Origin of the sequence: Mesorhizobium sp. M7A.F.Ca.CA.001.04.2.1 (assembly GCF_003998485.1) — a bacterium.
Classification (GTDB): domain Bacteria; phylum Pseudomonadota; class Alphaproteobacteria; order Rhizobiales; family Rhizobiaceae; genus Mesorhizobium; species Mesorhizobium ciceri.
In genome coordinates, this window is the sequence record NZ_RZQT01000024.1 from 41,521 (window position 1) to 65,867 (window position 24,347).

General features: G+C 63.6%; 26 protein-coding genes and 1 pseudogene. 12 read left to right on the plus strand and 15 right to left on the minus strand.

What is annotated here, in order from left to right; all coding sequences use genetic code 11:
- Positions 1 to 217: 217 nt before the first annotated feature.
- Both EN955_RS10465 and EN955_RS10470 read right to left on the minus strand, forming a co-directional pair.
- Positions 218 to 931 (minus strand): phosphatase PAP2 family protein, encoded by a 714-nt coding sequence (locus EN955_RS10465; RefSeq protein WP_024502210.1) that lies wholly within the window; start codon positions 929 to 931, stop codon positions 218 to 220.
- Between the two features lie 14 nt (positions 932 to 945).
- Complete coding sequence (locus EN955_RS10470) at positions 946 to 1,287, minus strand: hypothetical protein (protein ID WP_013528672.1); 342 nt, start codon at positions 1,285 to 1,287, stop codon at positions 946 to 948.
- A gap of 169 nt (positions 1,288 to 1,456) precedes the next feature.
- On the opposite strand from EN955_RS10470, the gene EN955_RS10475 reads away from it, so the two are divergent.
- Both EN955_RS10475 and EN955_RS10480 read left to right on the plus strand, forming a co-directional pair.
- The gene (locus EN955_RS10475; RefSeq protein WP_024502211.1) at positions 1,457 to 2,851 is read left to right on the plus strand and encodes a sensor histidine kinase; all 1,395 of its coding nucleotides are present in this window, start codon (positions 1,457 to 1,459) and stop codon (positions 2,849 to 2,851) included.
- Positions 2,848 to 3,507 carry a response regulator transcription factor gene (locus EN955_RS10480; RefSeq protein ID WP_013528674.1) on the plus strand — a complete coding sequence of 220 codons (660 nt, stop codon included), beginning with the start codon at positions 2,848 to 2,850 and terminating at the stop codon, positions 3,505 to 3,507. Before EN955_RS10475 ends, EN955_RS10480 begins: the two co-directional genes overlap by 4 nt.
- A gap of 305 nt (positions 3,508 to 3,812) precedes the next feature.
- Here EN955_RS10480 and EN955_RS10485 read toward each other — a convergent pair whose 3' ends face one another.
- The gene (locus EN955_RS10485) at positions 3,813 to 4,316 is read right to left on the minus strand and encodes a hypothetical protein (RefSeq protein ID WP_024502212.1); all 504 of its coding nucleotides are present in this window, start codon (positions 4,314 to 4,316) and stop codon (positions 3,813 to 3,815) included.
- Positions 4,317 to 4,877: 561 nt separating this feature from the next.
- Here EN955_RS10485 and EN955_RS10490 point away from each other — a divergent pair.
- Positions 4,878 to 6,881, plus strand: a complete 2,004-nt coding sequence (locus tag EN955_RS10490; RefSeq protein WP_024502213.1) for a PhoX family phosphatase — start codon at positions 4,878 to 4,880, stop codon at positions 6,879 to 6,881.
- Positions 6,882 to 7,026: 145 nt separating this feature from the next.
- The gene (locus tag EN955_RS10495) at positions 7,027 to 7,251 is read left to right on the plus strand and encodes a hypothetical protein (RefSeq protein ID WP_024502214.1); all 225 of its coding nucleotides are present in this window, start codon (positions 7,027 to 7,029) and stop codon (positions 7,249 to 7,251) included.
- On the opposite strand, the gene EN955_RS10500 is transcribed toward EN955_RS10495, so the two are convergent.
- The gene (locus tag EN955_RS10500) at positions 7,243 to 8,433 is read right to left on the minus strand and encodes an NAD(P)/FAD-dependent oxidoreductase (RefSeq protein WP_024502215.1); all 1,191 of its coding nucleotides are present in this window, start codon (positions 8,431 to 8,433) and stop codon (positions 7,243 to 7,245) included. The genes EN955_RS10495 and EN955_RS10500 overlap by 9 nt on opposite strands.
- A gap of 343 nt (positions 8,434 to 8,776) precedes the next feature.
- Here EN955_RS10500 and EN955_RS10505 point away from each other — a divergent pair, with 343 nt between their 5' ends.
- Positions 8,777 to 9,814 carry a phosphatidylglycerol lysyltransferase domain-containing protein gene (locus EN955_RS10505; RefSeq protein ID WP_013528679.1) on the plus strand — a complete coding sequence of 346 codons (1,038 nt, stop codon included), beginning with the start codon at positions 8,777 to 8,779 and terminating at the stop codon, positions 9,812 to 9,814.
- Positions 9,815 to 9,879: 65 nt separating this feature from the next.
- Here the strand turns inward: EN955_RS10505 and EN955_RS10510 are convergent, their stop codons facing one another.
- Together EN955_RS10510 and EN955_RS10515 are read right to left on the minus strand one after the other, a co-directional pair.
- Positions 9,880 to 10,641: an ABC transporter permease gene (locus EN955_RS10510; protein WP_013528680.1), complete on the minus strand. Its 762-nt coding sequence runs from the start codon at positions 10,639 to 10,641 to the stop codon at positions 9,880 to 9,882.
- The gene (locus tag EN955_RS10515) at positions 10,638 to 11,564 is read right to left on the minus strand and encodes an ABC transporter ATP-binding protein (protein WP_024502216.1); all 927 of its coding nucleotides are present in this window, start codon (positions 11,562 to 11,564) and stop codon (positions 10,638 to 10,640) included. Before EN955_RS10515 ends, EN955_RS10510 begins: the two co-directional genes overlap by 4 nt.
- 261 nt (positions 11,565 to 11,825) lie before the next feature.
- On the opposite strand from EN955_RS10515, the gene EN955_RS10520 reads away from it, so the two are divergent.
- Both EN955_RS10520 and EN955_RS10525 read left to right on the plus strand, forming a co-directional pair.
- A complete protein-coding gene (locus EN955_RS10520) occupies positions 11,826 to 13,187 on the plus strand; it encodes a cytochrome ubiquinol oxidase subunit I (RefSeq protein WP_024502217.1) in 1,362 nt (453 codons plus the stop codon).
- A gap of 9 nt (positions 13,188 to 13,196) precedes the next feature.
- Entirely contained in the window at positions 13,197 to 14,201 is a 1,005-nt protein-coding gene (locus EN955_RS10525; protein ID WP_013528683.1) for a cytochrome d ubiquinol oxidase subunit II, read from the plus strand.
- Positions 14,202 to 14,324: 123 nt separating this feature from the next.
- Here the strand turns inward: EN955_RS10525 and secB are convergent, their stop codons facing one another.
- Positions 14,325 to 14,825, minus strand: coding sequence for a protein-export chaperone SecB (gene secB, locus EN955_RS10530; protein WP_013528724.1), 501 nt, complete (start codon positions 14,823 to 14,825; stop codon positions 14,325 to 14,327).
- A 130-nt stretch (positions 14,826 to 14,955) separates the two neighbouring features.
- Positions 14,956 to 15,456, minus strand: coding sequence for an FxsA family protein (locus EN955_RS10535; RefSeq protein ID WP_024502218.1), 501 nt, complete (start codon positions 15,454 to 15,456; stop codon positions 14,956 to 14,958).
- Positions 15,457 to 15,673: 217 nt separating this feature from the next.
- Between EN955_RS10535 and EN955_RS10540 the strand changes: the two genes are divergently transcribed.
- From EN955_RS10540 to EN955_RS10555, 4 genes are read left to right on the plus strand one after another with little or no spacing between them, the layout of a single operon-like run.
- Positions 15,674 to 16,381 carry a Tim44/TimA family putative adaptor protein gene (locus EN955_RS10540; protein WP_024502219.1) on the plus strand — a complete coding sequence of 236 codons (708 nt, stop codon included), beginning with the start codon at positions 15,674 to 15,676 and terminating at the stop codon, positions 16,379 to 16,381.
- Between the two features lie 21 nt (positions 16,382 to 16,402).
- Positions 16,403 to 17,518, plus strand: coding sequence for a murein transglycosylase A (locus EN955_RS10545; RefSeq protein ID WP_024502220.1), 1,116 nt, complete (start codon positions 16,403 to 16,405; stop codon positions 17,516 to 17,518).
- Positions 17,515 to 18,045, plus strand: coding sequence for a Smr/MutS family protein (locus EN955_RS10550; RefSeq protein ID WP_024502221.1), 531 nt, complete (start codon positions 17,515 to 17,517; stop codon positions 18,043 to 18,045). The genes EN955_RS10545 and EN955_RS10550 overlap by 4 nt, the downstream gene beginning before the upstream one ends.
- A 10-nt stretch (positions 18,046 to 18,055) precedes the next feature.
- On the plus strand, positions 18,056 to 18,424 hold the full coding sequence (locus tag EN955_RS10555; protein WP_013528719.1) for a helix-turn-helix transcriptional regulator: 369 nt from the start codon (positions 18,056 to 18,058) through the stop codon (positions 18,422 to 18,424).
- 84 nt (positions 18,425 to 18,508) lie between these two features.
- Here the strand turns inward: EN955_RS10555 and EN955_RS10560 are convergent, their stop codons facing one another.
- The 4 genes from EN955_RS10560 to EN955_RS10580 form a co-directional block, all read right to left on the minus strand.
- Positions 18,509 to 18,676 (minus strand): hypothetical protein, encoded by a 168-nt coding sequence (locus EN955_RS10560; RefSeq protein WP_245265299.1) that lies wholly within the window; start codon positions 18,674 to 18,676, stop codon positions 18,509 to 18,511.
- Positions 18,677 to 19,091: 415 nt separating this feature from the next.
- Positions 19,092 to 19,709: a transglutaminase-like cysteine peptidase gene (locus EN955_RS10565; protein WP_013528717.1), complete on the minus strand. Its 618-nt coding sequence runs from the start codon at positions 19,707 to 19,709 to the stop codon at positions 19,092 to 19,094.
- A gap of 234 nt (positions 19,710 to 19,943) precedes the next feature.
- Positions 19,944 to 21,221 (minus strand): polyhydroxyalkanoate depolymerase, encoded by a 1,278-nt coding sequence (locus EN955_RS10575; RefSeq protein ID WP_013528715.1) that lies wholly within the window; start codon positions 21,219 to 21,221, stop codon positions 19,944 to 19,946.
- 231 nt (positions 21,222 to 21,452) lie between these two features.
- A complete protein-coding gene (locus tag EN955_RS10580) occupies positions 21,453 to 21,812 on the minus strand; it encodes a septal ring lytic transglycosylase RlpA family protein (protein ID WP_013528714.1) in 360 nt (119 codons plus the stop codon).
- Between the two features lie 309 nt (positions 21,813 to 22,121).
- Here EN955_RS10580 and EN955_RS34750 point away from each other — a divergent pair, with 309 nt between their 5' ends.
- On the plus strand, positions 22,122 to 22,307 hold the full coding sequence (locus tag EN955_RS34750; protein WP_024502222.1) for a hypothetical protein: 186 nt from the start codon (positions 22,122 to 22,124) through the stop codon (positions 22,305 to 22,307).
- A 188-nt stretch (positions 22,308 to 22,495) separates the two neighbouring features.
- Here the strand turns inward: EN955_RS34750 and EN955_RS10590 are convergent, their stop codons facing one another.
- The 3 genes and pseudogenes from EN955_RS10590 to EN955_RS10600 form a co-directional block, all read right to left on the minus strand.
- On the minus strand, positions 22,496 to 23,287 hold the full coding sequence (locus EN955_RS10590) for an ATP-binding cassette domain-containing protein (protein WP_013528712.1): 792 nt from the start codon (positions 23,285 to 23,287) through the stop codon (positions 22,496 to 22,498).
- A gap of 10 nt (positions 23,288 to 23,297) precedes the next feature.
- Positions 23,298 to 24,074 carry an ABC transporter permease subunit gene (locus EN955_RS10595; protein ID WP_024502223.1) on the minus strand — a complete coding sequence of 259 codons (777 nt, stop codon included), beginning with the start codon at positions 24,072 to 24,074 and terminating at the stop codon, positions 23,298 to 23,300.
- Positions 24,071 to 24,347: pseudogene (locus EN955_RS10600) on the minus strand (LLM class flavin-dependent oxidoreductase); the annotation flags it as partial. The pseudogene EN955_RS10600 and the gene EN955_RS10595, both read right to left, overlap by 4 nt.

Below are 24,347 nucleotides of genomic sequence, written 5' to 3' on the forward strand. Positions count from 1 at the left end.
TTCTGATGTTTCAAGCATTAGGATGAATGTTTGAGACGTAAGGGGCGGCGCCTGACTGACCATTTTTAGATACTTTCCCGGGATTGCGCGCTAAGGTTTCCATCTGGCAGGGAGTAACGCGGTTGAATATCTTCAAGACTTTCATGACATCGGCAGCCTTGCTGTCGGCGGTTTTCCTGTTGGCCGGCTGCGGGCACGGGCTGATCAACCGGCTGATCTAGTCTCCAGTCTCGCCGTCCGGGTGCTGCCCACGCCATCGCTGCCACGTCCGGGCAGCGAGCCAGCACAGCATCGCCCAGACGAAGCCGGCGCACCAGCCGGCCAGCACATCCGACGGCCAGTGGACGCCGAGATAGACGCGGCTGATGCCGACCAGCAGCGTCGTCAGCACCGCCAGCGACAGCACATAGATCTTCGTCGTTCGACCGGGCAGGAAGCGTGCCGCCAGCGCGCCGAGCGTCAGATAGGTCACCGCCGACAGCATGGCGTGGCCGCTGGGAAAAGACAGCGTCGTTTCGTTGACGAGATGCGAGACGAGTTCGGGGCGCGGCCGGTCGATTCCGGCTTTCAGCAGGCTCGACAGCACCTGACCGCCGGCCACCGCCACGAAGATGAAAAGGGCGGTCGCCGGCCTGCGGATAAGCAGGAGATAGACGATTACCGCCGTCACGATCAGCACCAGCACGCTGCCGCTGCCAAGGCTTGTGATGTCGCGCATCGCCCCTTGCAGCCACAGCGGGCCGATCGGGCTGTCAGGCCGCCCCGCCTGGCGGAAGGCGAGCAGGATTTCGGTGTCGAAGGCGTGCGGCGTGGTGGCGCGCGCCAGCTCCATCAGCTCCTCGAATCCCCAAAGGCCGGCCGCGATGACCAGGCCGGCCAGCAGCACCGGGAATTCGACCCGGTTGAGCAAAGCGTTCGCGGCATTCTTCATCGGCAATCCGCCCGTTACAGCCGGCCTTGCAGATAGGGTCCGAGCGTGATCAGCGCCACTGCGGCGATCGCCAGCATGATGCCGGTCGCCTGCAGCGCGTTGACGCGCTCGCCGAAGAAGACCAGCGCCACGACGTTCACCGAGACCAGCTGGATGACGGCAGACAGGCTGAACGACACCGACATGCCGAATTCGCGGATCAGCCGCAGCATGATCAGATTGCCCAGTGAATAGAGCGCCAGCGTCAGCGCGATCTTGCCAAGGCTCGGCGCCAGGCCCCATTGCTTGGCGGCTGTCGCCGCCAGCAGGAAAATGACCGTTGAAAAGCCGAGCTGCAGCAGTCCCGAAAAACTCAACGTTCCGTCCCCTCTCGAAGCGGCTCCCGCCGCATGTGTCGCGGACGTTGTTTCCGAAGCGCGCCGGGACGTCAAGCGCTCGACCAAACGAAGCTCTTGGCAATGGCAAGACGGAGGCTCAATGTACCGACATCGTCCAGCCAATCGATTGAAGGGCGGTCAGGGGTTCATGATTCGTATTCTGCAGAACTTGACGCGACGCTGGAGCGAACTCTCTCTTGCCTTGCAATTCGTCGTTGCCGGCGGTTTTGGCCTGCTGGCCGTCATGCTGGTGGTGGGCGCCTGGGTGACGGCGCAGATCAGAGAGGGCGTCATCCGCAATTCGGCCGCCACGACGGCGCTCTATGTCGACAGCGTGATTGCGCCGCTGCTTCCCGACTTGCGCAAGGAGCAGGAGCTCAGCGATTCCGTCAAGCAGGCGCTGGACGAGACGCTTGGCCAGGGCGCGCTCGGCAAGCGCCTCGAATCGTTCATGCTCTGGCGCCGCGACGGGACGGTCCTCTATGCCAAGGAGACGGCCCTGATCGGCCGCCGCTTCGCTCCGAGCGACAATCTGCGTTCCGCTTTCCAAGGCAATGTCGTCGCTGAATTCAATACTTTCGATGAGGATGAGAGCGAGGAGAAGGCGACCGGCTTGCCATTGCTGGAGATCTACAATCCCGTGCGCGAGCCCTGGTCGGGCGAGGTGGTGGCGGTTACCGAGTTCTATGAGATCGCCGACGATTTCCAGGCCACCCTGGCTTCCGCTCTGTGGTCGAGCTGGCTGATCGTGGCCGGCGCGACCCTGGCGGCATTCCTGCTCCTGTCGGGCATCGTCCTGCGCGGCAGCCGCACCATCGACGACCAGCGTGGGGCGCTGCGCCGCCAGGTGTCGGAACTGCAGGGTCTGGTGGCGCAAAACAGTGCCTTGCGACTGCGCGTGCAACAGGCCTCGCGCCGCGCCACCGCGCTCAACGAAAGATATCTGCGCCGCATCGGCGCCGACCTGCATGACGGCCCGGCCCAACTCGTGGCCCTGGCGGCGCTGCGCATGGACAGCCCGATATTTTCCAGCGATGGCCATTCAGGCGCAAGCCGCTCGACCGAGGTCACGATGATTCGCAAGACGCTGGAGGATGCGATGCGCGAAATACGCGGCATCTGCACCGGCCTTGTCCTGCCGCAGATCGAGACGGCTGCCGCAACCGACATTCTGCGGCTGGCCGTCAAGGAACACGAACAGAGGACGGGAACGTCGGTGACGCTGACGCTGGCCGGACAGTTGCCTGAACCCGGCGCCTCCGAGAAGATCAGCATCTATCGTTTCGTCCAGGAAGGGCTGAACAATGCCTATCACCACGGGCTAGGCAAGGATCAGGCGGTGAGTGCCGGGATGAAAGGTGGCAGGCTTTTTGTCGAAGTGTCGGACCGCGGGCCGGGTTTCGATCCGACGGCACGGGTCGAGGGCCTCGGGCTCGCCGGCCTCAGGGAACGGGTCGAAAGCATTGGCGGACAGTTCGAAACCTTGACCGGGCCGCAAGGTACGCGTTTGGTGATCCGTCTGTCGGTCGAGGAGCAAGCATGACTGGGACCATTCGCATCGCCATTGTCGACGATCATCCCCTCTTTCGCGAAGGTGTGACGCGCAGCCTGTCGGAGATCGGAGGCTTCGAGATGGTTGGCGAGGGCGCCACGGCGCAGGATGCCGAACGCCTCGCCGCGACGATGCGGCCCGACATCTTGCTGCTCGACATCTCGATGCCGGGCGGCGGGCTGAGCGCGGTCGCAAGCATCCTCGCCAACCATCCCGCCCAGAAGATCGTCATGCTGACCGTCTCGGAGGCCAATGCCGATGTGACCAAGGCGCTGAACGCAGGGGTGAATGGCTATGTCCTCAAAGGCGTCGGATCGCGCGGCCTCGCCGACATCCTGCGCAATGTCGCAGCCGGCGAAAGCTATCTCTCGCCGACACTATCGGCCCGGCTGCTTTCGGATCTCCAGTCCCAGCAGCCGACCGACGGCTTGGCGGAACGGCTGCGGCAGCTCACCGATCGGCAAACGGAAATCCTGCGGCTGGTGGCGGAGGGGCTGAGCAACAAGGAAGTCGCCTTGCGGCTTGAGCTGCAGGAGAAAACCGTCAAGCATCACATGACCGGAGTGCTGTCGAAGCTCAATGTGCGAAATCGCACCGAAGCGGCCTTGATGATGCGTGAGTGGCGCGACCGCGACAGGCCCTCCTAAAGCATTTCACCGTTTCACGGAAACGGCGAGCTGCTCTAACTCTGTTTTGACGCAATTCCCAAGGGAAAAGCGCTACGCGCATTTCCCGGGAAAACCGCTTCACACTTTTTCTAGAATTGCTCTGGGCAGGTCCGAAGAAATGCGCAGCGGTTTCCCGTCCCGGATTGCGCAAAAGCGCGTCGCGCCTCGGGACCGCAGCCATTGCGGTGCCGAAAACCGGGACGACGCCGGCCGGAAACGAGGTCACCTCCGCCGGGGGGCGGCGGAGGTGACGTGCAAAGCTGACCGTTGCCTGTTGGCCAGCTTCACAAGGCCTTGAGACGATTGGCATCGGCCGGCGTGGCCTGGCGGTCGATGATCGTGCGACCGAGAGCGTCCTTCATGCTGAAACGACCGTTCTCGAGCTTTTCCGTTATGCCGTCGGGATGCCTGACTGTGATCTTGTTGCCGGTCACGTCGACCTTGTCACCGGTCTTTGCATTGACATGGCTCCCGCTCTTACCCTGACTGGATCCTGATTTGCCGTTGTTGCCACTGTTGCCGTTATTGCCGCTGTTGCCGTTATTCCCATTGCCGTTGCCGCTGTTCCCGCTATTGCTTCCGCCGGAATTGCCGCCGTTGCCGCCCCCACTGTTGCCTCCGCCACCACCGCCACCACTGTTACCGCCACCCTTGGCGTATGCGCTGACGGTGTGGATGCCGGAAACGGAGCCGTCCAGGACAATTTGATAGGGCGCAATCGTCAACACCAGCGCCGCTGCCGATTTGAGCGCCAGCCGGCAACAACGGGTCGTGACCGATCTGTGCATTCTGATCTCCGACGACTGAGCCCGGCGCGCCCCACCCCAACGTTGCAGTGCAACCAACATTGCCGAAAGACGCGGCGCCCGGAAGCGACCTCCGACCGTTGCGGTTGTCAACCAGGACCATTGCAAGCGCAAGGTTGGACTAAAGTCCCAAGTATATGCTACATTAGCTTCGCATGAACGGCGCCGTGACCGCCATCGCTAAACGGGAGACTGGCTTTCCCGATGCCTGACGACCGCAGACGCCGAACATCAAGTCACCTCCGCCGGGGGCGGCGGAGGTGACTTGTCGAGGGTGCAGTTGCCCGTTGATCTGTTTTTTGCAAACGACTGATGTCGTCCGCCGTCGCAGGATGCGCGGCCAAGATGCCGCCTAAGGTCTCCTTTCATCTCGAACCGGCGATTCTGGAGCAGTTCCGGTCTGCGGGAATGCTTAGCCAGCGCTGCGCGCAATGCCTGTCGCGTCTGAAAGGTCTCCCGATGTCACGAAAATGTGATCCGGCGATTATAAGGGGGTCAAACAGGTACCCACGCTCCAGCCAATCCAACAGCCAGAGGCAAGCCATGACTGACCTTCGCTCCCCCGACACCCGATTCCGCACCAGCCTGCTCGAGGAAAACGACGGCCCGGCCATCAACGCTTCCGACAACCGCACCATGGGCGAGATCATCGCCGCGCGGTTCTCGCGCCGCGGCTTCCTCAAGGGTTCGCTGGCTGTCTCGGCCATCGCCGCCACCGTCAGCCCGCTGGCGCTGATCAGCGCCGACGAGGCCCGGGCCGCTGAAGGCTCGGCCTTCACGTTCGACGAACTCGAGGCCGGCATCGACGACAAGCACCACGTCGCGCCGGGTTACGATGCCGATGTGCTGCTGCGCTGGGGCGATCCGCTGTTTGCCGATTCGCCCGACTTCGACCCGACGAAACAGTCGGCCGAGGCCCAGGCGAAACAGTTCGGCTACAACAACGATTATGTCGGCTACATCCCGGTCGACGGCTCGGCCGAACATGGCCTGCTGGTGGTCAACCACGAATACACCAATCCGCATCTGATGTTCCCCGGCATCGTGAAGATCGTCGAGAAGGACGGCAAGAAGTCGGCCGAAGTCGCACCCCTCTCGAAGGAGCAGGTCGATGTCGAAATGGCAGCTCACGGCGGCACCATCGTCGAGATCCGCAAGGCATCAGGCAAATGGCAGGTGGTGCGCGACGGCAAGCTCAATCGCCGCATCACCTCCAACACCGAAATGGCGCTGTCCGGTCCGGTTGCCGGCCATGACCGCGTCAAGACCAATGCCGATCCGTCCGGCACCAAGGTGTTCGGCACGTTCAACAATTGCGCCGGCGGCGTCACGCCCTGGGGCACCTATGTGATGGCCGAGGAGAACATCCATGGCTATTTCTCCGGCGAGTTGCCGGAAGGCCACAAGGAAGCCGCGAACTACAAGCGTCTCGGCATTCCCGAAGGCGCCTATGAATGGGCGGCGCATTACGAGCGTTTCGACCTCGCCAAGGAGCCCAATGAGGCCAACCGCTTCGGCTGGATCGTCGAGGTCGATGTCAACGACCCGACCTCGACGCCGAGGAAGCGCACCGCCATGGGCCGCTTCAAGCATGAGGGCGCCGAAGCGATTGTCGCCAGGGACGGCCGCGTCGTCTTCTATCTCGGTGACGACGAGCGCTTCGACTATGTCTACAAGTTCGTGACCAAGGCCGCGTTCGATCCGAACGATCATGCCGCCAACCGGGACCTGCTCGATGATGGCACGCTGCATGTCGCCAGGTTCGCCGAAGATGGCACGGTCGAATGGCTGCCGATCGTCTTCGGCCAGGGACCGCTGACGGCTGAAAACGGTTTCACTGGCCAGGCCGACGTGCTGATCGAGACGCGCCGCGCCGCCGACCTGCTCGGTGCCACCAAGATGGACCGGCCCGAAGACATCCAGCCCAATGCCGTCAACGGCAAGGTCTATGTCATGCTGACCAACAATTCGAAGCGCAAGGCCGACCAGGTAGACGCCGCCAACCCGCGCGCCGAAAACGCCTTCGGCCACATCATCGAGATCGCCGAGGACGGCGGTGATTTCACCGCCGCCAAGGGCAAGTGGGAAGTGCTGCTGAAATGCGGTGATCCGGCGGTTGCCGATGTCGGCGCCACCTTCTCGACGGCAACGACGGCCAATGGCTGGTTCGGCATGCCCGACAATTGCGCGGTCGATTCGGCCGGGCGTCTCTGGGTCGCGACCGACGGCCAAGGCCCGAAAGCCACCGGCCGCACGGATGGTCTGTGGGCGGTGGACACGGAAGGGGCGGCGCGGGCGACCTCGAAACTGTTCTTCCGCGTGCCGATCGGCGCCGAAATGTGCGGTCCGCTGTTTGCGCCCGACGACCAGACCGCCTTCGTCGCCGTCCAGCATCCGGGCGATGGCGGCGAGGACTGGGAAGCGTTCGGCCGCCCGTCCTACTATGAGGATCTGTCGACGCGCTGGCCCGACTTCAAGCCCGACATGCCGGTGCGGCCGTCGGTGGTCGCCATCACCAGACAGGGCGGCGGCAAGATCGCGGTCTGATTGCCCTCCAGCATGGGGCGCAGCAGCGGAGCAGATTTGCACCGCTGCCGCCCTTTGAAGTCGCGGCATGGGGTGAAGTCGGTCAAGCCTCGGGAAAGATTGGCAATTTAAACATGGCGCCCTAGGTCTTTATCAGGAGATCGCCATGTCGAAGTCCGTCTATGACCGTGGCTTGCTCAAGCCAGCCGATATCGCCAAGCTGCAGCGCGTGTTCGACGAGGCCTGCCGGCGGCGCGAGGCACATCCCGATTCCGCCGACGCGCGGGAAATCGCGCTTAACCTGCTCGCCCTGCACAATGCCGGCATGGAGGAAGAGGACATGCTGATGGAGGCCGTCGGTTTCCGGCGGCTGGAACCCAAATCAGCGTGATGCGCCGGGTTGGTGCGAGGCCGACCCCGCAATCCGTTTGGCGATCGCCTTGGCCAGGATGCCGGCATTGGCGAAGCAGCCGCGAATGCTCGGCCGCATGCCGGTGAACCACAGACCGGGCAATTTCGGATCGGCTTGCCCGCCGTTGAAGAGCGGAACGCCCTTGGCGTCGAGCACGCCGAGCTTGCCGACCATCGGCTCCAGCCCGGTGCGGTAGCCTGTCGCGGCAATGACGATGTCAGGATAGATCAGGCTGCCATCGGCCAGGATCACGCCGTCACGGGTGAATTCCCTTATGCCGGGTACGACGGTGATCTTGCCGGCCTTTATGGCGCTGACGGCGCCGTCGTCGGCGGCGATCGCGGTGTAATCCGAGGTCAGGCGGCTGGCGCCGCCCGCAGGCGCGGGCGGCAGGCCGAATTTGGTCAGGTCGCCGAAAGCCAGGCGCTGCGTCGCCGACATCACCGCGTCGGCGACCCGCAACGGCAAGCGAGCCATGAACGGCGAAAGCCGGTGCACGGCGATCTTGCCGATGCGCTTGGGCAGCAGGGCGGGACCGCTGCGGGCCGACAGCCAGATGGCGGCCGTGTCTATGCCGGCCAGATGATTGAGCGCATCGAAACCCGAATTGCCAGCGCCGACGACCAGCACTTTCTGGCCCGCATAGGCCTGTGCGTCACCGAAATCCGCCGAATGGATGATGCGCCCGACGAAATCCTTCATGCCTTTCCATTCGGGAATGAACGGCTGCCTGTCGCGGCCGGTGGCGACGACGACATTGCGGGCCAGCCGCAGGCCAGCGCCGGTCCGTACCGCCCAGTGATCGCCCTTGAAGGCAATCTCTTCGACAGCGACGCCAAACTGCACCGGCAGCCGGTTTTCCTCCCTGAAATCATTCATGTGGCGGATGACGACCGTCCGGTGCGGAAAGGCGGGGGTGCCGGGGGGATAGGGGAGACCAGGCAGCGAAGAAAGATCGCGGTGGGTGTTGAGATGCAATTGCTTGTGCCGCCGGTGCCATGGCTCAGCCAACCGGCTTTCCTTTTCCAGGATCGCCGTCGGCACGCCGGCGTTCATCAAGGCGTGCGCGACGGCCAGCCCGGCAGCACCGGCGCCGACGACGATTGCCGGCTCGACCTTGGCCGGCAGATCCACAACCGATCTGATTGTCGTATCAGTCATTCACTCGAATCCCGTTCGACGCTAGGCTGGCAGGACGCTGTAACCGTTTGATCCCGCGCAGGATCCCTGCAGCAAACCGCGGCCGAAATTTCGAGCGATGCGAATTAGCTCCGTACGCCGGGCCGCGGTTGCGCTCTATATGGCATATGCGCGATATCAACGGTAATCAGGTCGCGGCAATGTGATTGATTCGAGGCTCGGGGTGGCTGGCGGGTCTCGGTTATCCCCACGCGCATGCCCGAAATCGACTCCGATTTTCGAGTCATGCGCAGAATCAAAGTGTTACAGCACCTTGGCGCGTCCTGGACGGCCGGCGCTGTAGGCGGCACGCGGAATCTCGACCATGCCCTCCTTGCGGTTCTATTTCGACAAGATCCTTGAGGCCGCCGCGCCCGAGGTCGAGCGGCAGGCGCTGACCCATGTCGAACGCTTGGCACTGGTGCGCCGCTATGGCGACTTCTCGCTCGCCTATTCCACCGCCGTGCAAGGCAAGCTCTCCTATTTCGGCGACGCCGACGGCTACATCGCCTTCGGTACCAAGATGAAGCACCATTTCGCGCTCGGCGACCCGGTGGCGGCTCCGGCGCGTCGGGCCGATTACATCAAGCGCTTCGTCGAGACCGCCGGCAGCCCGTGGTTCGTGCAGGTCGGCGAGGAAACCGCACGCGTGCTGGCCGGCCTTGGCTACAAGGTCAATCGCCTCGGCATCGACACCCGCCTCACCCTGCCCGAGCATGATTTTTCCGGGAAGCGCAACGAGACCGTGCGCTACTCCGAGCGCTGGCTGCTGAAGAAAGGCTTTTCGTTCGACGAGGACAAGCGCACGATTTTTCTGGATGAAATTGCCCGGCTTTCGGAAAACTGGCGCGGCGACCGCATCGTCAAGCGCTGGGAGATGGGCTTTCTCAACCGCCACTTTGCCGACCATCTCGGCACCGACATGCGCCGTTTCGTCCTGCACGGTCCCGACGGCGGACTGGTCGCTCTGCTCGACTTCGACCCGCTGTGCCGCAACGGAAAGGTCATCGGCTACACGACGGCCTTCAAGCGCAAGCATATCGACGCTTCGCCGCATGCCGAGGTCGGCCTGACCAAATTCGCCGTCGATCGTTTTCGCGAAGAGGGCATCTCGGTGGTCACGCTCGGCCTGTCGCCGATGCTCGATATCGGGCCAAGCGGCTTTGCCGAAAGCGATTTCTGGCGCAATGCCTTCCAGCGCGCCTACGATTCGCCCTGGGTCAATCGCCGCAGGTTCAACCTGCAGGGCCAGGCGGCCTTCAAGCGCCGCTTCCACGGTGTCGAGGAGCCGGTCTACATCGCCTTCCGCAAGGGGACGTATGTCGAGATGCTGGGGTTGCTGCGGCTGGTCAAGGCGATCTAGATGTATCGATATTCAGGTGAGGCCGGCCTGACCTGAATCTCAACAGACCTGGCGGCGTTCTGCCGTCAATTCCTCAACCGATACCCTGTCCTGAATATCCAGGCGACGATCGTTATACAGATCAGCAGGAAGACGACCGTCATGCCGAGGCTGACGCCGACCGAGACGTCGGACTTGCCGTAGAAGCTCCAGCGGAAACCGCTGATCAGATAGACGACCGGGTTGAACAGCGTGATCGTGCGCCAGACCTCGGGCAGCATGTTGATCGAATAGAAGCTGCCACCGAGGAAGGTCAGCGGCGTGATGATCAGCAGAGGAACCAGTTGCAGCTGCTCGAAACTCTTCGCCCAGATGCCGATGATGAAGCCGAACAGGCTGAAGGTCACCGCCGTCAGCACCAGGAAGGCGAGCATCCAGAACGGATGCAGGATGGTGAGCGGCACGAACAGCGAGGCGGTGGCCAGGATGATCAGGCCGAGGATGATCGACTTGGTCGCGGCACCGCCGACATAGGCGATGACGATCTCCAGATAGGAGACCGGCGCCGACAGAAGCTCGTAGATCGAGCCGACGAATTTCGGGAAATAGATGGCAAAGGAGGCGTTGGAGATCGACTGCGTCAACAGCGATAGCATGATCAGACCCGGCACGATGAAGGCGCCGTAGCTGATGCCGTCGATCTCGGTGATGCGCGAGCCGATGGCCGAGCCGAAGACGACGAAATACAGCGACGTCGAGATGACCGGCGAGACGATGCTCTGCAGCACGGTGCGGAAAGCACGTGCCATTTCCATCCGGTAGATCGCCCATACTGCGCGAAGGTTCATGGCTCCCTCCTCACCAGATTGACGAAGATCTCCTCGAGCGAAGAGTTTTGCGTGTCGATATCGCGGAACTGGATGCCGCCGGCCTCGAGATCGCGCATCAACGAGGCGACGCCGGGTCGCTCGGCCTGGTTGTCATAGGTGTAGGTCAGCTGCCCGCCATCGGGCGACAATTCCAGCGCATAGCGCGAGAGCGCCTCGGGAATGGCCGTCAGCGGATTGCGCAGTTCCAGCACCAGCCGCTTGCGGCCGAGCTTGCGCATCAGTTCGGCCTTGTTCTCGACCAGGATGATCTCGCCGCGGTTGATGACGCCGACGCGGTCGGCCATCGCTTCGGCTTCCTCGATATAGTGCGTGGTGAGGATGATGGTGACGCCGTCCTCGCGCAGCCGGCGCACCATCGCCCACATGTCCTGGCGCAGCTCGACGTCGACGCCGGCGGTCGGCTCGTCGAGGAACAGGATGCGCGGCTCATGCGACAGCGCCTTGGCGATCATCAGCCGGCGCTTCATGCCGCCCGACAGGGTGATCGCCTTGGCGTCCTTCTTGTCCCACAGTGAGAGATCGCGCAGCACCTTCTCGACAAAGCCGTGGTTGGCCGGCTTGCCGAACAGGCCACGGCTGTAATTGACCGTCGCCCAGACGCTCTCGAAGGCATCGATGGTCAGTTCCTGCGGCACAAGCCCGATCAGACCGCGCGCGGCGCGATAATCCTTGTTGATGTCGTGGCCGTCGACGGTGACGGTGCCCGACGAGCGGTTGACGATGCCGCAGACGATCGAGATCAGCGTCGTCTTGCCGGCGCCATTGGGCCCAAGCAGCGCGAAGATTTCGCCGCGCTGAATGTCGAGATTGACTTCCTTGAGCGCGGTAAAACCGGTGGCGTAGGTCTTGGAGACGCCGGAAATGGACAGGATGGAAGGCATGGATGAAAACGGCTGCTTGAAAGAGGTCCCCTGATATAGGCCGAATGTCGGTGCTTGCAACCGCAAGCCAATGCCCTGCTGACAGTTCTCGACAATCGTTGCAGGCCGGCCATTGCAGGTGCGGCGCACAGGCCCGGAGTTGCGCGGCATGCAACCGGGAAAATTGTCCTGTGGCGTTCAGCCTCGCGGCAGGACGCCGCTTTGACCTGAACTCGCTTCGGGCCTATTCTTCGCGAGTATTTGCAGCAGCCGGAGCCCATCATGGACCCGCTCATACTTTCGCGTATCCAGTTCGGCGCGAATATTTCATTCCACATTCTATTTCCGACGATCACCATTGCGCTGGGTTGGGTGCTGCTGTTCTTCAAGCTGCGCTACAACGCGACCAACGATTCCGCCTGGATGCGCGCCTATTTCACCTGGGTGAAGGTGTTCGCGCTGTCCTTTGCCATGGGCGTGGTTTCGGGCGTCACCATGAGCTTCCAGTTCGGCACCAACTGGCCGGGCTACATGGAAAAGGTCGGCAACATCGCCGGGCCGCTGCTGGCCTACGAGATCCTCACCGCCTTCTTCCTCGAAGCGGCCTTCCTCGGCATCATGCTGTTCGGCTTCCGCCGCGTTTCCAACCGCATCCACACGCTGGCGACGGTGCTTGTCGCCGGCGGCACCACCGTCTCGGCGTTCTGGATCATCGCGCTCAATTCCTGGATGCAGACGCCGGCCGGCTTCGAGATGCGCGACGGCGTGGCGCATGCGGTCGACTGGTGGGCAATCATCTTCAACCCGTCGATGCCCTACAGGCTGACCCACATGCTGCTGGCGTCCGGGCTGACGGTGTCGTTCCTGATCGCTGGCCTGTCGGCGCTGCGCTATCTCACCGGCGACCGTTCGGAATCGATGTGGAAGGCGCTGCGCACCGGCGTCTTCACGGCCGCGATCCTGATCCCGATCCAGATCTTCGCCGGCGACCAGCATGGGCTGAACACGCTGGAGCACCAGCCGCAGAAGATCGCCGCCATGGAAGCCAACTGGAACACCGGCCCCAACGTGCCGCTGGTGCTTTTTGCGCTTCCCGACGAGGCCGCGAAGGAAAACAAATTCGAGATCGCCATTCCCGACGGCGCCAGCCTGGTGCTGCGGCACTCGACCAGCGGTGTCGTGCCGGGACTGAACGATTATCCCGGCAACCATCCGCCGGTCTTTCCGGTGTTCTGGGGTTTCCGCGTGATGGTCGGCACAGGCATATTGATGCTGCTCGTCTCGTGGTCGGCCGCCTTCTTCCTCAAGCGCCGGCACAGCCTGCCGAAGCCGCTCGCCATGCTGATGGTACCGATGGCGCTGTCGGGCTGGCTGGCAACGCTGGCCGGCTGGTACACCACCGAAATCGGCCGACAGCCCTGGCTGGTGACGGGCGTGCTGAAAACGGGAGACGCGGTCGGCCCGGTGGCGGGCAGCCATGTCGCGCTGACGCTGGCGACCTACCTCGTTCTCTATGTGCTTTTGCTGATCGCCTATCTCGGCGTGCTGGTGCACCTGGCGCTGAAGGCGGCGAAGGACGGCGATTCATCGCCGCTGCCGGGCGTCATGAACGCCGCCATGTCACAGCCGGCGGCTGGCGAGTAGGAGAAGAAGATGAGCTTCGACTGGCCAACCGCGCTTCCCCTCATCTTCGCCGGCCTGATGGGCCTCGCCATCCTGATCTACGTCATTCTCGATGGTTTCGATCTCGGCATCGGCATCCTGTTCGCCGCCGCCGAAGACGCCGAACAGGATACGATGATCGCCGCGATCGGCCCGTTCTGGGACGCCAACGAAACCTGGCTGGTGCTGGCCGTCGGCCTGCTGCTGGTCGCCTTCCCGCTGGCGCATGGCGTCATCCTGACGGCGCTCTACATTCCGGTCTTCGTGCTTTTGCTCGGGCTGATCCTGCGCGGCGTTGCCTTCGATTTCCGCGCCAAGGTGCCAGCTGGCCGGAAGCATCGCTGGAACCGTATTTTCTTCCTGGGTTCGCTCATCGCCTCGCTGGCGCAGGGCTACATGCTGGGTGTCTATGTGCTCGGCCTCGATGTCGGCCTCGGCGGCATGGCGTTCGGCGTGCTGGTGGCGTTCTGCCTTGCCGCCGCCTACGCGGCGATGGGCGCCGCCTGGGTGATCTACAAGACCGAAGGCGAGCTGCAGAAGAAGGCGGTGCGCTGGCTGCGCACGACGCTGGTGCTGACCGCGCTCGGCATGGCCGCGGTGTCGCTGGCGACGCCCTTCGCCAGCCCGCGCATCTTCGACAAATGGTTCGTCTGGCCGGAGATGCTTTATCTGTCGCCGCTGCCGATCCTGTCGGCGCTTTTGTTCCTGTGGCTGTGGCGGCAGACCTTCCACCTGCCGAAGCCCGACGACCGCCATTCGCTGACGCCGTTCCTGACGCTGGCCGCCATCTTCGCGCTCGGCTTTGCCGGCCTCGCCTGGTCGTTCTACCCGTTCGTGGTGCCGGATCGCCTGACCATCTGGCAGGCGGCCTCGGCACCGGAAAGCCTGGCCATCATCCTGGCCGGCACCGTGGTCGTGCTGCCGATCATCATCTTCTATTCGTTCTATGCCTACCGGGTGTTCGGCGGCAAGGCGACGGATTTGACATATGATTGAGGTTGGCGGGGGTGAAGGTGGCAGCAGCTACCGTGCCTTCGTCAGGATTCGCTGTCCCGCCAGCACCAAACAAAAAACCCGGCGCAAGGCCGGGCTTTTCAAACGCTTACGAGACAGTAGGCCTCAGCTCACCTGGACCTTCGACGACGCCTGGTCCTCCGCCAGCTTCTGCTGGAACATCTGCGCGAAGTCGATCGGGTCGAGCATCAGCGGCGGGAAGCCGCCATTGCGGGTTGCCTCGGCGATGATCTGGCGGGCGAACGGGAACAAAAGACGCGGGCATTCGATGAACAGGATCGGCAGCATGTGTTCCTGCGGAAAGCCTGCGATGGCGAACACGCCGCCATAGACCAGCTCGACATTGAACAGCACTTCCTGGTCGAAGGACGCCTTGGCGTTGAGCGTCAGATTGACGTCGAACTGCTTGTCGGAGAGCGGGTTGGCGTTGACGTTGACATTGATGGCGATGCCCGGCGCCTTGTCGCGGCCGCGCAGCGAATTCGGCGCGCCGGGGCTTTCGAAGGACAGGTCCTTCACATATTGCGCCAGAACGTTGAGCGACGGCTGCGCCGCATTGCCGTTTCCGTTGGCTGCGCCGACCGGCGCGTCATCTTTGCTGGCCATAAGCCTTGTCCTCTTGCCTGGGCAGCGTCGCTGACCGAATTGAAATCGGGCGTTCGCTACCATGGCGGGGATGACAAGACAAGGTTTGCCGCCTTGCTTCCCGGCTGCGGCATGGAGATGGGACGGCGCGTTAATCGTCCTTCAGGCGGCGCCACGGCGAGTTGTGATCCGGGCCGCGCTTCAGATCGTCCTCGCGCGAATAGTCGCCGTCTTCGAGGTCGATGACCCTGTCGCGCTGGCGGCCACGAAAACCGCCGGTCGAGAAATCGGTAGCGACGACAATGCGGCCCTTGAACCGGCTCCAGGCAAAGTCGCGCAACGGCGGCAGAAACAGCAGCAGGCCGATGATGTCGGTGATAAAGCCGGGGATGATCAGGAGGATCGCCGCAACCACGATCATGGCGCCGTGCGCAAGGTGGCGGCTGGGGTTCTGGCCGGCCGCCATCTCGGTGCGGATGCGGGCCATGACACCAAAACCCTGGTATCGGAGCAAAAGCACGCCGGCGATGCTCGAGGCCAGCACGAGGCCGACCGTCGCCAGCGCGCCGACCTCGCGGCCGACGATGACGAAACCGGCAATTTCCAGCAGCGGCAGTGCAAGGAGAAAGAAGGGAAGCAACGAAATGCGCAAGTCTTGCCAACCTTTTTCGATCGTTATGACCGTTTTGATTGTTTTGGCCGCCAGCTGGCAATCGCCGCTGGCACTGAGGCTGTTAGATAGGTATGCCTGCCTTTGATTTGAATGATTGCGCCTTGCGTTCTATATGCTTTGAATGTTGAACGCTATGCGACCGCGGCCATTGGGCCTGACGGTCCGGCCACAGGGCAGGGATTGATTGGCGGAAGATATGGGATTCTTCGACTTCGGCACGATTTTCTTCCTGATTGCGGCGGTGGTCATCTTTTTCCAGCTGCGCAATGTGCTGGGCCGCCGCACCGGCAGCGAACGGCCGCCCTTCGATCCCTATTCGGCGGCTCGCACCAACGACAAGGATGCCGCCCAGAAATCCGAAAACGTCGTCTCGCTGCCGCGCAAGCGTCCGCCAGGCGAGCCGGCTCCCGACGCCTATGCCGCGATCGACGCTTTCGCCAAGCCCGATACCGACCTCAACAAGGGCCTGCGCACGATCAAGGACAATGATCCGTCCTTCGAGCCGAAGGGTTTCGTCGACGGCGCCAAGATGGCTTATGAGATGATCGTCATGGCCTATGCCGACGGCGATCGCAAAACGCTGAAGAACCTGTTGTCGCGCGAGGTCTATGACGGTTTTGTCGCCGCCATCGGCGAGCGCGAGGCCAAGGCGGAAAAGATCCAGTCCTCCTTCGTCGGCATCGACAAGGCCGATATCGTCTCGGCCGAGATGAAGGGCGGCGAGGCGCATGTCACGCTGCGCATCATCAGCGAGCTGATTTCGGCGACCCGCGACAAGGCCGGTGCCGTCATCGACGGCGACCCGGAAACCGTCGCCGAGGTCAAGGATGTCTGGACCTTCGCCCGTGACACGCGCTCGCGCGATCCGAACTGGAAGCTCGTCGCCACCGAGGAAGAAGACTAGGGAATACGCGGCGAGGCTCCGGTGTCGCTATCGCCTCTTTTTGTCGAGAAAGCCTTCGGCGATCTGCCCGGCTGGAACGATGACGACCATTCGGCGGCCTTCGCCGCCTTTCGCCGCTCCGCCTTCCATGTCCTGACCAAACCCTATCGCAGCGGCGCGCTCGGCGTCGACTTCGACGCCTTTGCGGATGCCTACGCCGAGGCCCGGACCGTTTCGCCGGCGAATCGGTCGCCGGTTTTGACCCGCGGGGAGGCCCGCGCCTTCTTCGAGCGCCATTTTGTCCCGGCGCTTATCCCTGCCGAAAATGGGCTCGTCACCGGTTTCTATGAACCGCAAGTCGAGGCGTCACCGGTGCGCACGGACCGGTTTTCGGTGCCGCTGCTGTCGCGCCCGGCCGATCTCGTCGATATCGATGACGCAAACCGGCCGCCGGGCCTGGACCCCTATCTCGCTTTCGCGCGCCAGACGCCGAACGGGCCGGTCGAATATCATGACCGTGGCGAGATCGAGCGCGGCGCGCTTGATGGCAAGGGCCTGGAAATCGCCTGGTTGGCCGACAAGGTCGATGCCTTCTTCATTCACGTGCAAGGTGCCGCACGCCTCGCCATGACCGACGGCCGGCTTGCCCGCGTCACCTATGCCGCCAAATCCGGCCAGCGCTTCACCGGACCCGGCAGGATCTTGAGCGAGATTGGCGAGATCCCGCTGGCGGAAGTGACGATGCAATCGATCCGCGCATGGTTCAAGGCGCATCCGGACCGCGTCGACGAGATCCTGTGGCAGAACCGCTCCTACATTTTCTTCCGCCCGGCCGATGTCGAGGACGTTGCCCTTGGTCCGATCGCCGCCGCCAAGGTGCCGCTGACGCCGGGCCGCTCGATCGCCGTCGACCGCCTGCTGCACACATTCGGCACGCCCTTTTACATCGACGCGCCGACGCTCGCCGCCTTCGACGCAAAACCATTCCGGCGCCTGATGATCGCGCAGGACACTGGCTCCGCCATCACCGGGCCGGCGCGGGGCGACCTGTTCGCCGGTTCGGGCGATGCTGCCGGCGAGATCGCCGGCGTGGTCCGCAATGCCGCGGATTTTTATGCGCTGGTGCCGCGCGCGCTCATTGCGGGTGCGGTCCGATGACCCGGCGCCCGGACAAGCTCAGCGAGGACGACCGGGTTCTGTGGAACCTGGTGGCGCGCACGGCCAAGCCGCTGAAGGGGAAATTTGCCGTCGACATCCCCGAAATTCCTGCCGAGGCCAAGCCAAGCCAGTCGCAGCCCGCCCAGCCCGTCGCCAATGTCGCAGGGACCGCGAAGCCGAAGGCGCAGCATGTCACGCACCGCCTCGACGAACCGACGCTGGACAAATTGTCGAAGGGCCGGCTGCCGATCGAGGGCCGCGTCGATCTGCACGGCATGACGCAGGACGAAGCCTACTCGCTGCTGTTCTCGTTCCTGCACCGGGCGCATGCCGGCGGCGTCCGCTATGTCCTGGTCATCACTGGCAAGGGCTCGTCTTCCGGCGGCGATGGCGTGTTGCGGCGCGCCGTGCCGGCCTGGCTGTCGACGCCTGCCTTCCGGCCGCTCGTCTCCAGCCACGATCATGCCGCCCGCAATCATGGCGGTTCGGGTGCGCTCTATATCCGCCTGCGGCGGGTCCGTTCATGAGGACGGGCGCATGACCCCGTTCGGCGAGAAGCTGCGGACGCTGAGAAGCGAACGCGGTGTCCGCCAGAAGGACATGGCGGCGGCGATCGGCGTCAGCGCCGCCTATCTGTCGGCGCTCGAACATGGCAGGCGAGGCGCCCCGACCTGGACGCTGATCCAGAAGATCATCGGCTATTTCAACATCATCTGGGACGATGCCGAGGAACTGGCGCGGCTGGCCGAGGCCTCGCACCCGCGTGTAAAACTCGACACGTCGGGTCTTTCCCCCGCCGCCACCGAGCTCGCCAATCTGCTGGCGGAAAACATCGAGAAACTCGACGAAACCGAGCTTCGCCGCATCACCGCATCGATCCGCGCGGCGTTAAACCAGCGGCCGTAGCCTGACGGTCCGCGCCGGTACAAGTTCGCCTGCCTCACGAGGACACTGCCCGCCGGCGGCCCGCCGGCGGGCACAGTGGTGAGATCATTTCTTGCCGGCGGTGCCGCCATTTCCACCCCGGCCATGATCGCCGTGGTCGTGGCCATTGTTTCCGCCGCCCAGGCAGTCCGACGCCCCGGCATCACCGCAACAGCGGCCGGCCCAGAGGTCGTTGAGGTTGGTTTTGGCACAGCTGGTGGTCTGATCGGCCATGGCGGATCCGGCCATGCTCGACACCGCGATAGCGGCAAGAAGGGTGTTTCGCAGAAAAGCAGTCATCTGAAGTCTCCATGGTTGGTTTCGGTTCACGGCTGTGTGTCGCTGGCCGGAGCGAAATGGTTCACGGAGAAATGCGAATTCTGGCGGAGGGCCCATCGATTTCGTCATCCACGGGCGGAGCGGGCGCGCAGACCCGAGGATCCATGCCGCGAGTTGCGAGCGTCGCGACGGGGCAAAAGATCTGGTGATGACGGTATGACGATTGCAGGCGCCTGTTCCTGCGCCGCAGCGTTCTTCATCGGCATCACGGCATGGATCCCGGGTCTTCGCGACGGAGCTTCGCTCCTGCTCCGCCCTGGGATGACGAAGCGTTGGATGCCGCCCCTAGGGAAGCCGCCGTTGCTGGTGCCTACTGAACCGCGCCGACCAGAACTTGCTGGCCACCGCGGATCGAGACCCAGCGGCCGGTGTTGTCGATCGCCTGCCGCTTGAGGAAGCGATAGCCGGTCGCGTCCCATGGCTTGACCTTGTCGGTCAGATTGTCGAGCACATAGTCGCCCTCGTCGGTGCGCACCGTCAGCACGGCGTGGCCCTCGCCGTCGGGCTTGCGCACGACGGTGATCAGAAGATCGGCAAGCGAGATGCTCATGCGCGAAAGCTGGCGTCGCTTTTCCAGCACATAGTCCTCGCAATCGCCGACGCCCTTGTCGGGATAGGCCCAGACCTCGTCCTTGCCGTAGATGTCCATGTCGCTCATCGGCTTGACAGCGGCGTTGACCCTGGCGGTGACATTGAGAAGCTTGCGCATCAGCGCGTCGGTCATCGGAGCCGGCGCCAGATTGGCCGGGCGGATCGAGCACTCGCCCGGATGCAGCTTGCAGAAATCATAGTGGCCGATCGGCTGCGAGGTGAGCCCCCCGGTCGCCATCGCTCCACCCGCCAGGGCCGGTGCCACCCAGCCCGCCGTCATTGCCAGCCCGGCCGCCACATACACGCGCAGCCGTCGCGCCATCGATGAGGAAATCATTGTCCCCGCTCACCCTTTGTTATTAACGAAAGGTTAAGGGGGATTTACAGTCCGTGTCAATTACGACGACGGTCGGATTGTCGGCATGGTTACCCGAGGGGCTGGACAGCGGCACTTGTGCAACAGAATCAGCCAGCCGGCCGGCTTTTACCGGTCAATCGCACGGTTTGTCGCCGTTAAGCTTGGTTTTATGCAGGTCATCGTCCCAAAACCCGCAATTTTGGACGACGTGCATTATCTCTTGGCGGCGCGGACCAGCTTCGGCTTCACCGCGACACGCTCCTGGCGGCCATAGCTGGTGATGAAGTCGACGATGCGCGGCACGATTTCGGAGCGGAAGCGAGAACCGTTGAACACGCCGTAATGGCCGACCGCCGGCTGCATGTAGTGGGCGTGCCGCTCAGCCGGGATATTGGGGCAAAGATCATGCGCCGCCTTGGTCTGGCCAAGGCCTGATATGTCGTCGTTCTCGCCTTCGACCGTGAACAGCGCGACGTTGCGGATCGCCGACGGATCGATCCTGGTGCCGCGATGCGTCATCTCGCCCTTTGGCAAGGCCTGCCGCACGAAGACGGTGTCGACGGTCTGCAGGTAGAATTCGGCCGTCAGGTCCATGACCGCCAGATACTCGTCGTAGAAATCGCGGTGCTTCTCGGCATTGTCGCCATCATGCTTCACCAGATGCATGAAGAAGTCCTTGTGGGCGATGATGTGGCGATCGAGGTTCATGCTCATGAAGCCGGACAGCTGCAGGAAGCCTGGATAGACCTCGCGGCCGAAGCCTGGCACCGGCCACGGCGCATGCATCACGACATTGTCGCGGAACCAGTCGATGCCTTTTTCCTGCGCCAGCAGATTGACCGCGGTCGGGTTGCTGCGCGTGTCGATAGGCCCGCCCATCAAGGTCATCGTCGAGGGCACGAACGGGTCGCCCTTGGATTCCATCAGCGCCACGGCGGCCAGCACCGGCACGGAAGGCTGGCACACCGCCATCACATGCGTGTCCGGCCCCAGCGTGTGCAGCATGTCGATGACATAGTCGATGTAGTCGTCGAGATCGAATTGGCCGTCGGCAAGCGGCACCATGCGGGCATCGACCCAGTCGGTGATGTGCACGTCGGCATAGGGCAGCATCGCTTCCACCGTGCCGCGCAGCAGCGTCGCATAATGGCCAGACATCGGCGCCACGATCAGAAGCTTCGGATCGGGCTTGCGCCCGGCGGGGACAGCGCGCTCGAAGCGCACGAGATTGCAGAACGGCTTCGACCAGACGGTCTTCTCGGCGACCTCGACGCTCTTCCAGTCGACCACGGTCTTGCTCAGGCCGAAGGCCGGCTTGCCGTAGCGGCGCGTGGTGCGCTCGAACAGTTCGGCCGTCGCCGCGATCGAACGGCCCCATTGCGTGTGGGAAAACGGATTGAGCGGATTGGAGTAGAACATCCGCACCGCGTCGGCATAGAGGCGCGCCGGCTGCAGGGCGGCGTGGTTCATCTCATAGAGCTGGTAGAACATCGAGAAACCCCGCTGCTGCCTGCGACCGAAGGGACGACGAGCAGCGCCGAGCCTAAATGTCTCGCGGGGAAGTTAACAACTAATTGCTGCGATGCAATACGTCACGCTGCGTGACCAATGCTTCTTTGGTTCAAGGCCATGGAAATCGGGGCCGAACGGTGCCAGCCGGCTCAGTGTGCGGCTGCGAAATGTGTAGGTAATGTGTCCGGCCCTTGCCGGACACAGGAAGCTCTAGACGCGCGCCATGCACACGGAAGTGTGGCCGGAGCCGATGAAGCCGAGCTGGCCGGCCGCGCCCTTCGACAGGTCGAGCACGCGTCCCTTGATGAACGGACCGCGATCGTTGATGCGCACGACGACGCTGCGGCCGTTGTTCTTGTTGGTAACCCTGAGCTTGGTGCCGAAAGGCAAGGTGCGATGCGCGGCGGTCATCGCCGACGGGTTCATGCGCTCGCCCGAGGCGGTTCTGGAGTGCAGGGCGTACCACGAGGCGCGGCCGCACTGGGCGGCGGCGGTCGCCGAAGAAGCGCCGACCATCAGGCCAGCAGCGATCGTTACCGCGACAATCGCGGTCTGTTTTGGGTTCTTCATATTTGGGGGATGGCTCCGTTTTTGACAGACCCCAGCCGTTAGGTGCCAAATAAGGCGGGAAATGCGGCAGTGATCTGGCGGTTCCGTGGCAATGGCACACGTTTGGAGTCGCTGGGTAACAGTCTGTCAGGGATTTTCCGGCACGCGATGATCAATCAACGATGATCTTTGTGTTGCTATCGGGCATCCGTTTGACAAGATCGAACATTAATATCCAAGTAGAGCTCGGCGCGGCCGGGCCACTTCCTTTGGCTCTTTTATCGCGGTCCCGATGCTGCAACCAATCGACTTCAAAAGGGAGATCCGGCAATGAGGCTGACCAAAAATCTGCTGGCGTTGATTGTGCTTGCCGTCGGCGCGCTGTGGTCGCTGCAAGGCATCGGCGTTGTCGGCGGCAGCTTCATGACCGGCCAGTCGCAATGGCTCTATATCGGCGTCGTCACCATGCTGGTCGGGCTGATCGGGTTGGTGTGGGCGAACCGGTCAAGCGGGTGAGCTTGATGAAACGTCGACCCCCACTCCGGCCCTTCGGGCCACCTCTCCCCCGATCGACGGGGTAGAGGAAAAGCGCGAGCTCGCCGACCTTGGCTCCTTTCCTCTCCCTCCGGAGGGGGGAGAGGTGGCGCTGCGAAGCAGCGACGGAGTGGGGGAAGGCGGTCCTCCAGGGCCTGCCCCCGACAGCCCTACCCGAACAGCCGATCCAGAATCTTGCCCTCCAGCCGGGCCAGTTCCACCGAACCGCGCCGGCGCGGCCGTTCCACGGGCACATCCAGATCGAGCGCGATCCGGCCTTCGCTGATCACCACGACCCGGTCGGCGAGCGCGACCGCTTCGGCGACATCATGCGTGACCAGCACGGCCGTGAACTTCTGCGCGATCCAGATGCGTTCCAGAAGCTGCTGCATCTCGATGCGGGTCAGGGCGTCGAGTGCGCCGAGCGGCTCGTCGAGAGCCAGGATCTGCGGGTGGCCGACCAGCGCGCGGGCCAGCGCCACGCGCTGCTTCTGACCTCCGGACAGCACCGAAGGCCATTCGTCGGCCCGGTCGGCAAGCCCGACCTCGCCGAGGATGTCGAGCGCGCGGTGCCTCGCTTCGCTACCGGTGGCGATGCCGGTCAGCCCGACCTCGACGTTTTCCACCACGCTGGCCCAGGGCAGGAGCCGCGGCTCCTGGAACATGAAGCGCGTGCGGCTGTGTCCTTCCTCTTCGACGCCGAAGGACAGCGATCCCGATGTCGGCCGGTCGAGCCCGGCCAGAAGCCGCAACAGCGTGCTCTTGCCGCAGCCGCTCTTGCCGATGACGGCAAGGAACTGCCCGGCCGGCACGTCCAGGTCGATGCCGTCGAGCACGGTCTTGTCGCCGAAGCGCTTGCCGGCATGCCTGAAGGCAAAGGCCCGCTGTCCTTCGACGGAGCCGATCGGCCGCACCGGCGTGGCGACGAAGGAACGGGCTGCGGTCAGGCTGGCGGCGGTCATGGGCAATCTCTCATCCGTTCTGGAAGGCCGGATGCCAGCCAAGCGACAGCCGCTCAAGCAGGCGGGCGAGGCTGTCGGCGAGCTTGCCGAGCAGCGCGTAGATCAGGATCGACAGCACGACGACATCGATCAGCAGGAATTCGCGCGCCTGCATGGCCATGTAGCCGAGGCCCGAACTGGCCGAGATGGTTTCGGCGACGATCAGCGTCAGCCACATGATGCCCAGGGCATAGCGCAGGCCGACGAAGATCGCCGGCAGCGCGCCGGGCAGGATGACGCGGAAGAATAGCGTGCGACGGTCCATGCCGTAGACGCGGCCCATCTCGACCAGCTGTGGGTCGACGCTCTGGATGCCGAGCAGCGTGTTGACGTAGATCGGAAAGAACACGCCGAGCGCCACCAGGAACAGCTTGGCTTCCTCGTCGATGCCGAACCACAGGATGACCAGCGGGATCAGCGCCAGATGCGGAATGTTGCGGATCATCTGCAGCGTCGTGTCGGTCAGGCCGCGGCTGAGCGTCGATAGCCCGTTGGCAAGGCCGAGCGCAAAACCGATCGAGCCACCGACGGCAAAGCCGGCAAGGGCGCGCGCGGTCGAGACGCCGATGTTGCGGATCAGTTCGCCCGACAGCGTCAGCCGCCAGAAGGCCTCGGCGACCGCGCTGGGCGCCGGCAGCACGTTGGCCGGCATGACGCCGGCGCGGCTGGCAATCTCCCAGCCGGCAATCACCAGCGCCGGCAGCAGCCAGCCGGTGGCGTTGCTATGCAGGCGCGTGGAAAAGCTCATGACGAAGCCTGCAGGCGGTTGGCGCCATGGAAGCCGACCGAGAATTCGTTGGCGATGTTCTCATGCGCCCGCTGCCGCCTGGTGCCGAGCCCGAGTTTCGGAAACAGAAGCTCGGCGACGCGGTAGGCCTCCTCGAGATGCGGATAGCCCGAGCCGATGATGGTATCGATGCCGATCGCCTGGTATTCGCGGATGCGCCCGGCGATCTGTTCCGGCGTGCCGACCAGCGCCGTGCCGGCGCCGCCGCGCACCAGCCCGACGCCGGCCCACAGA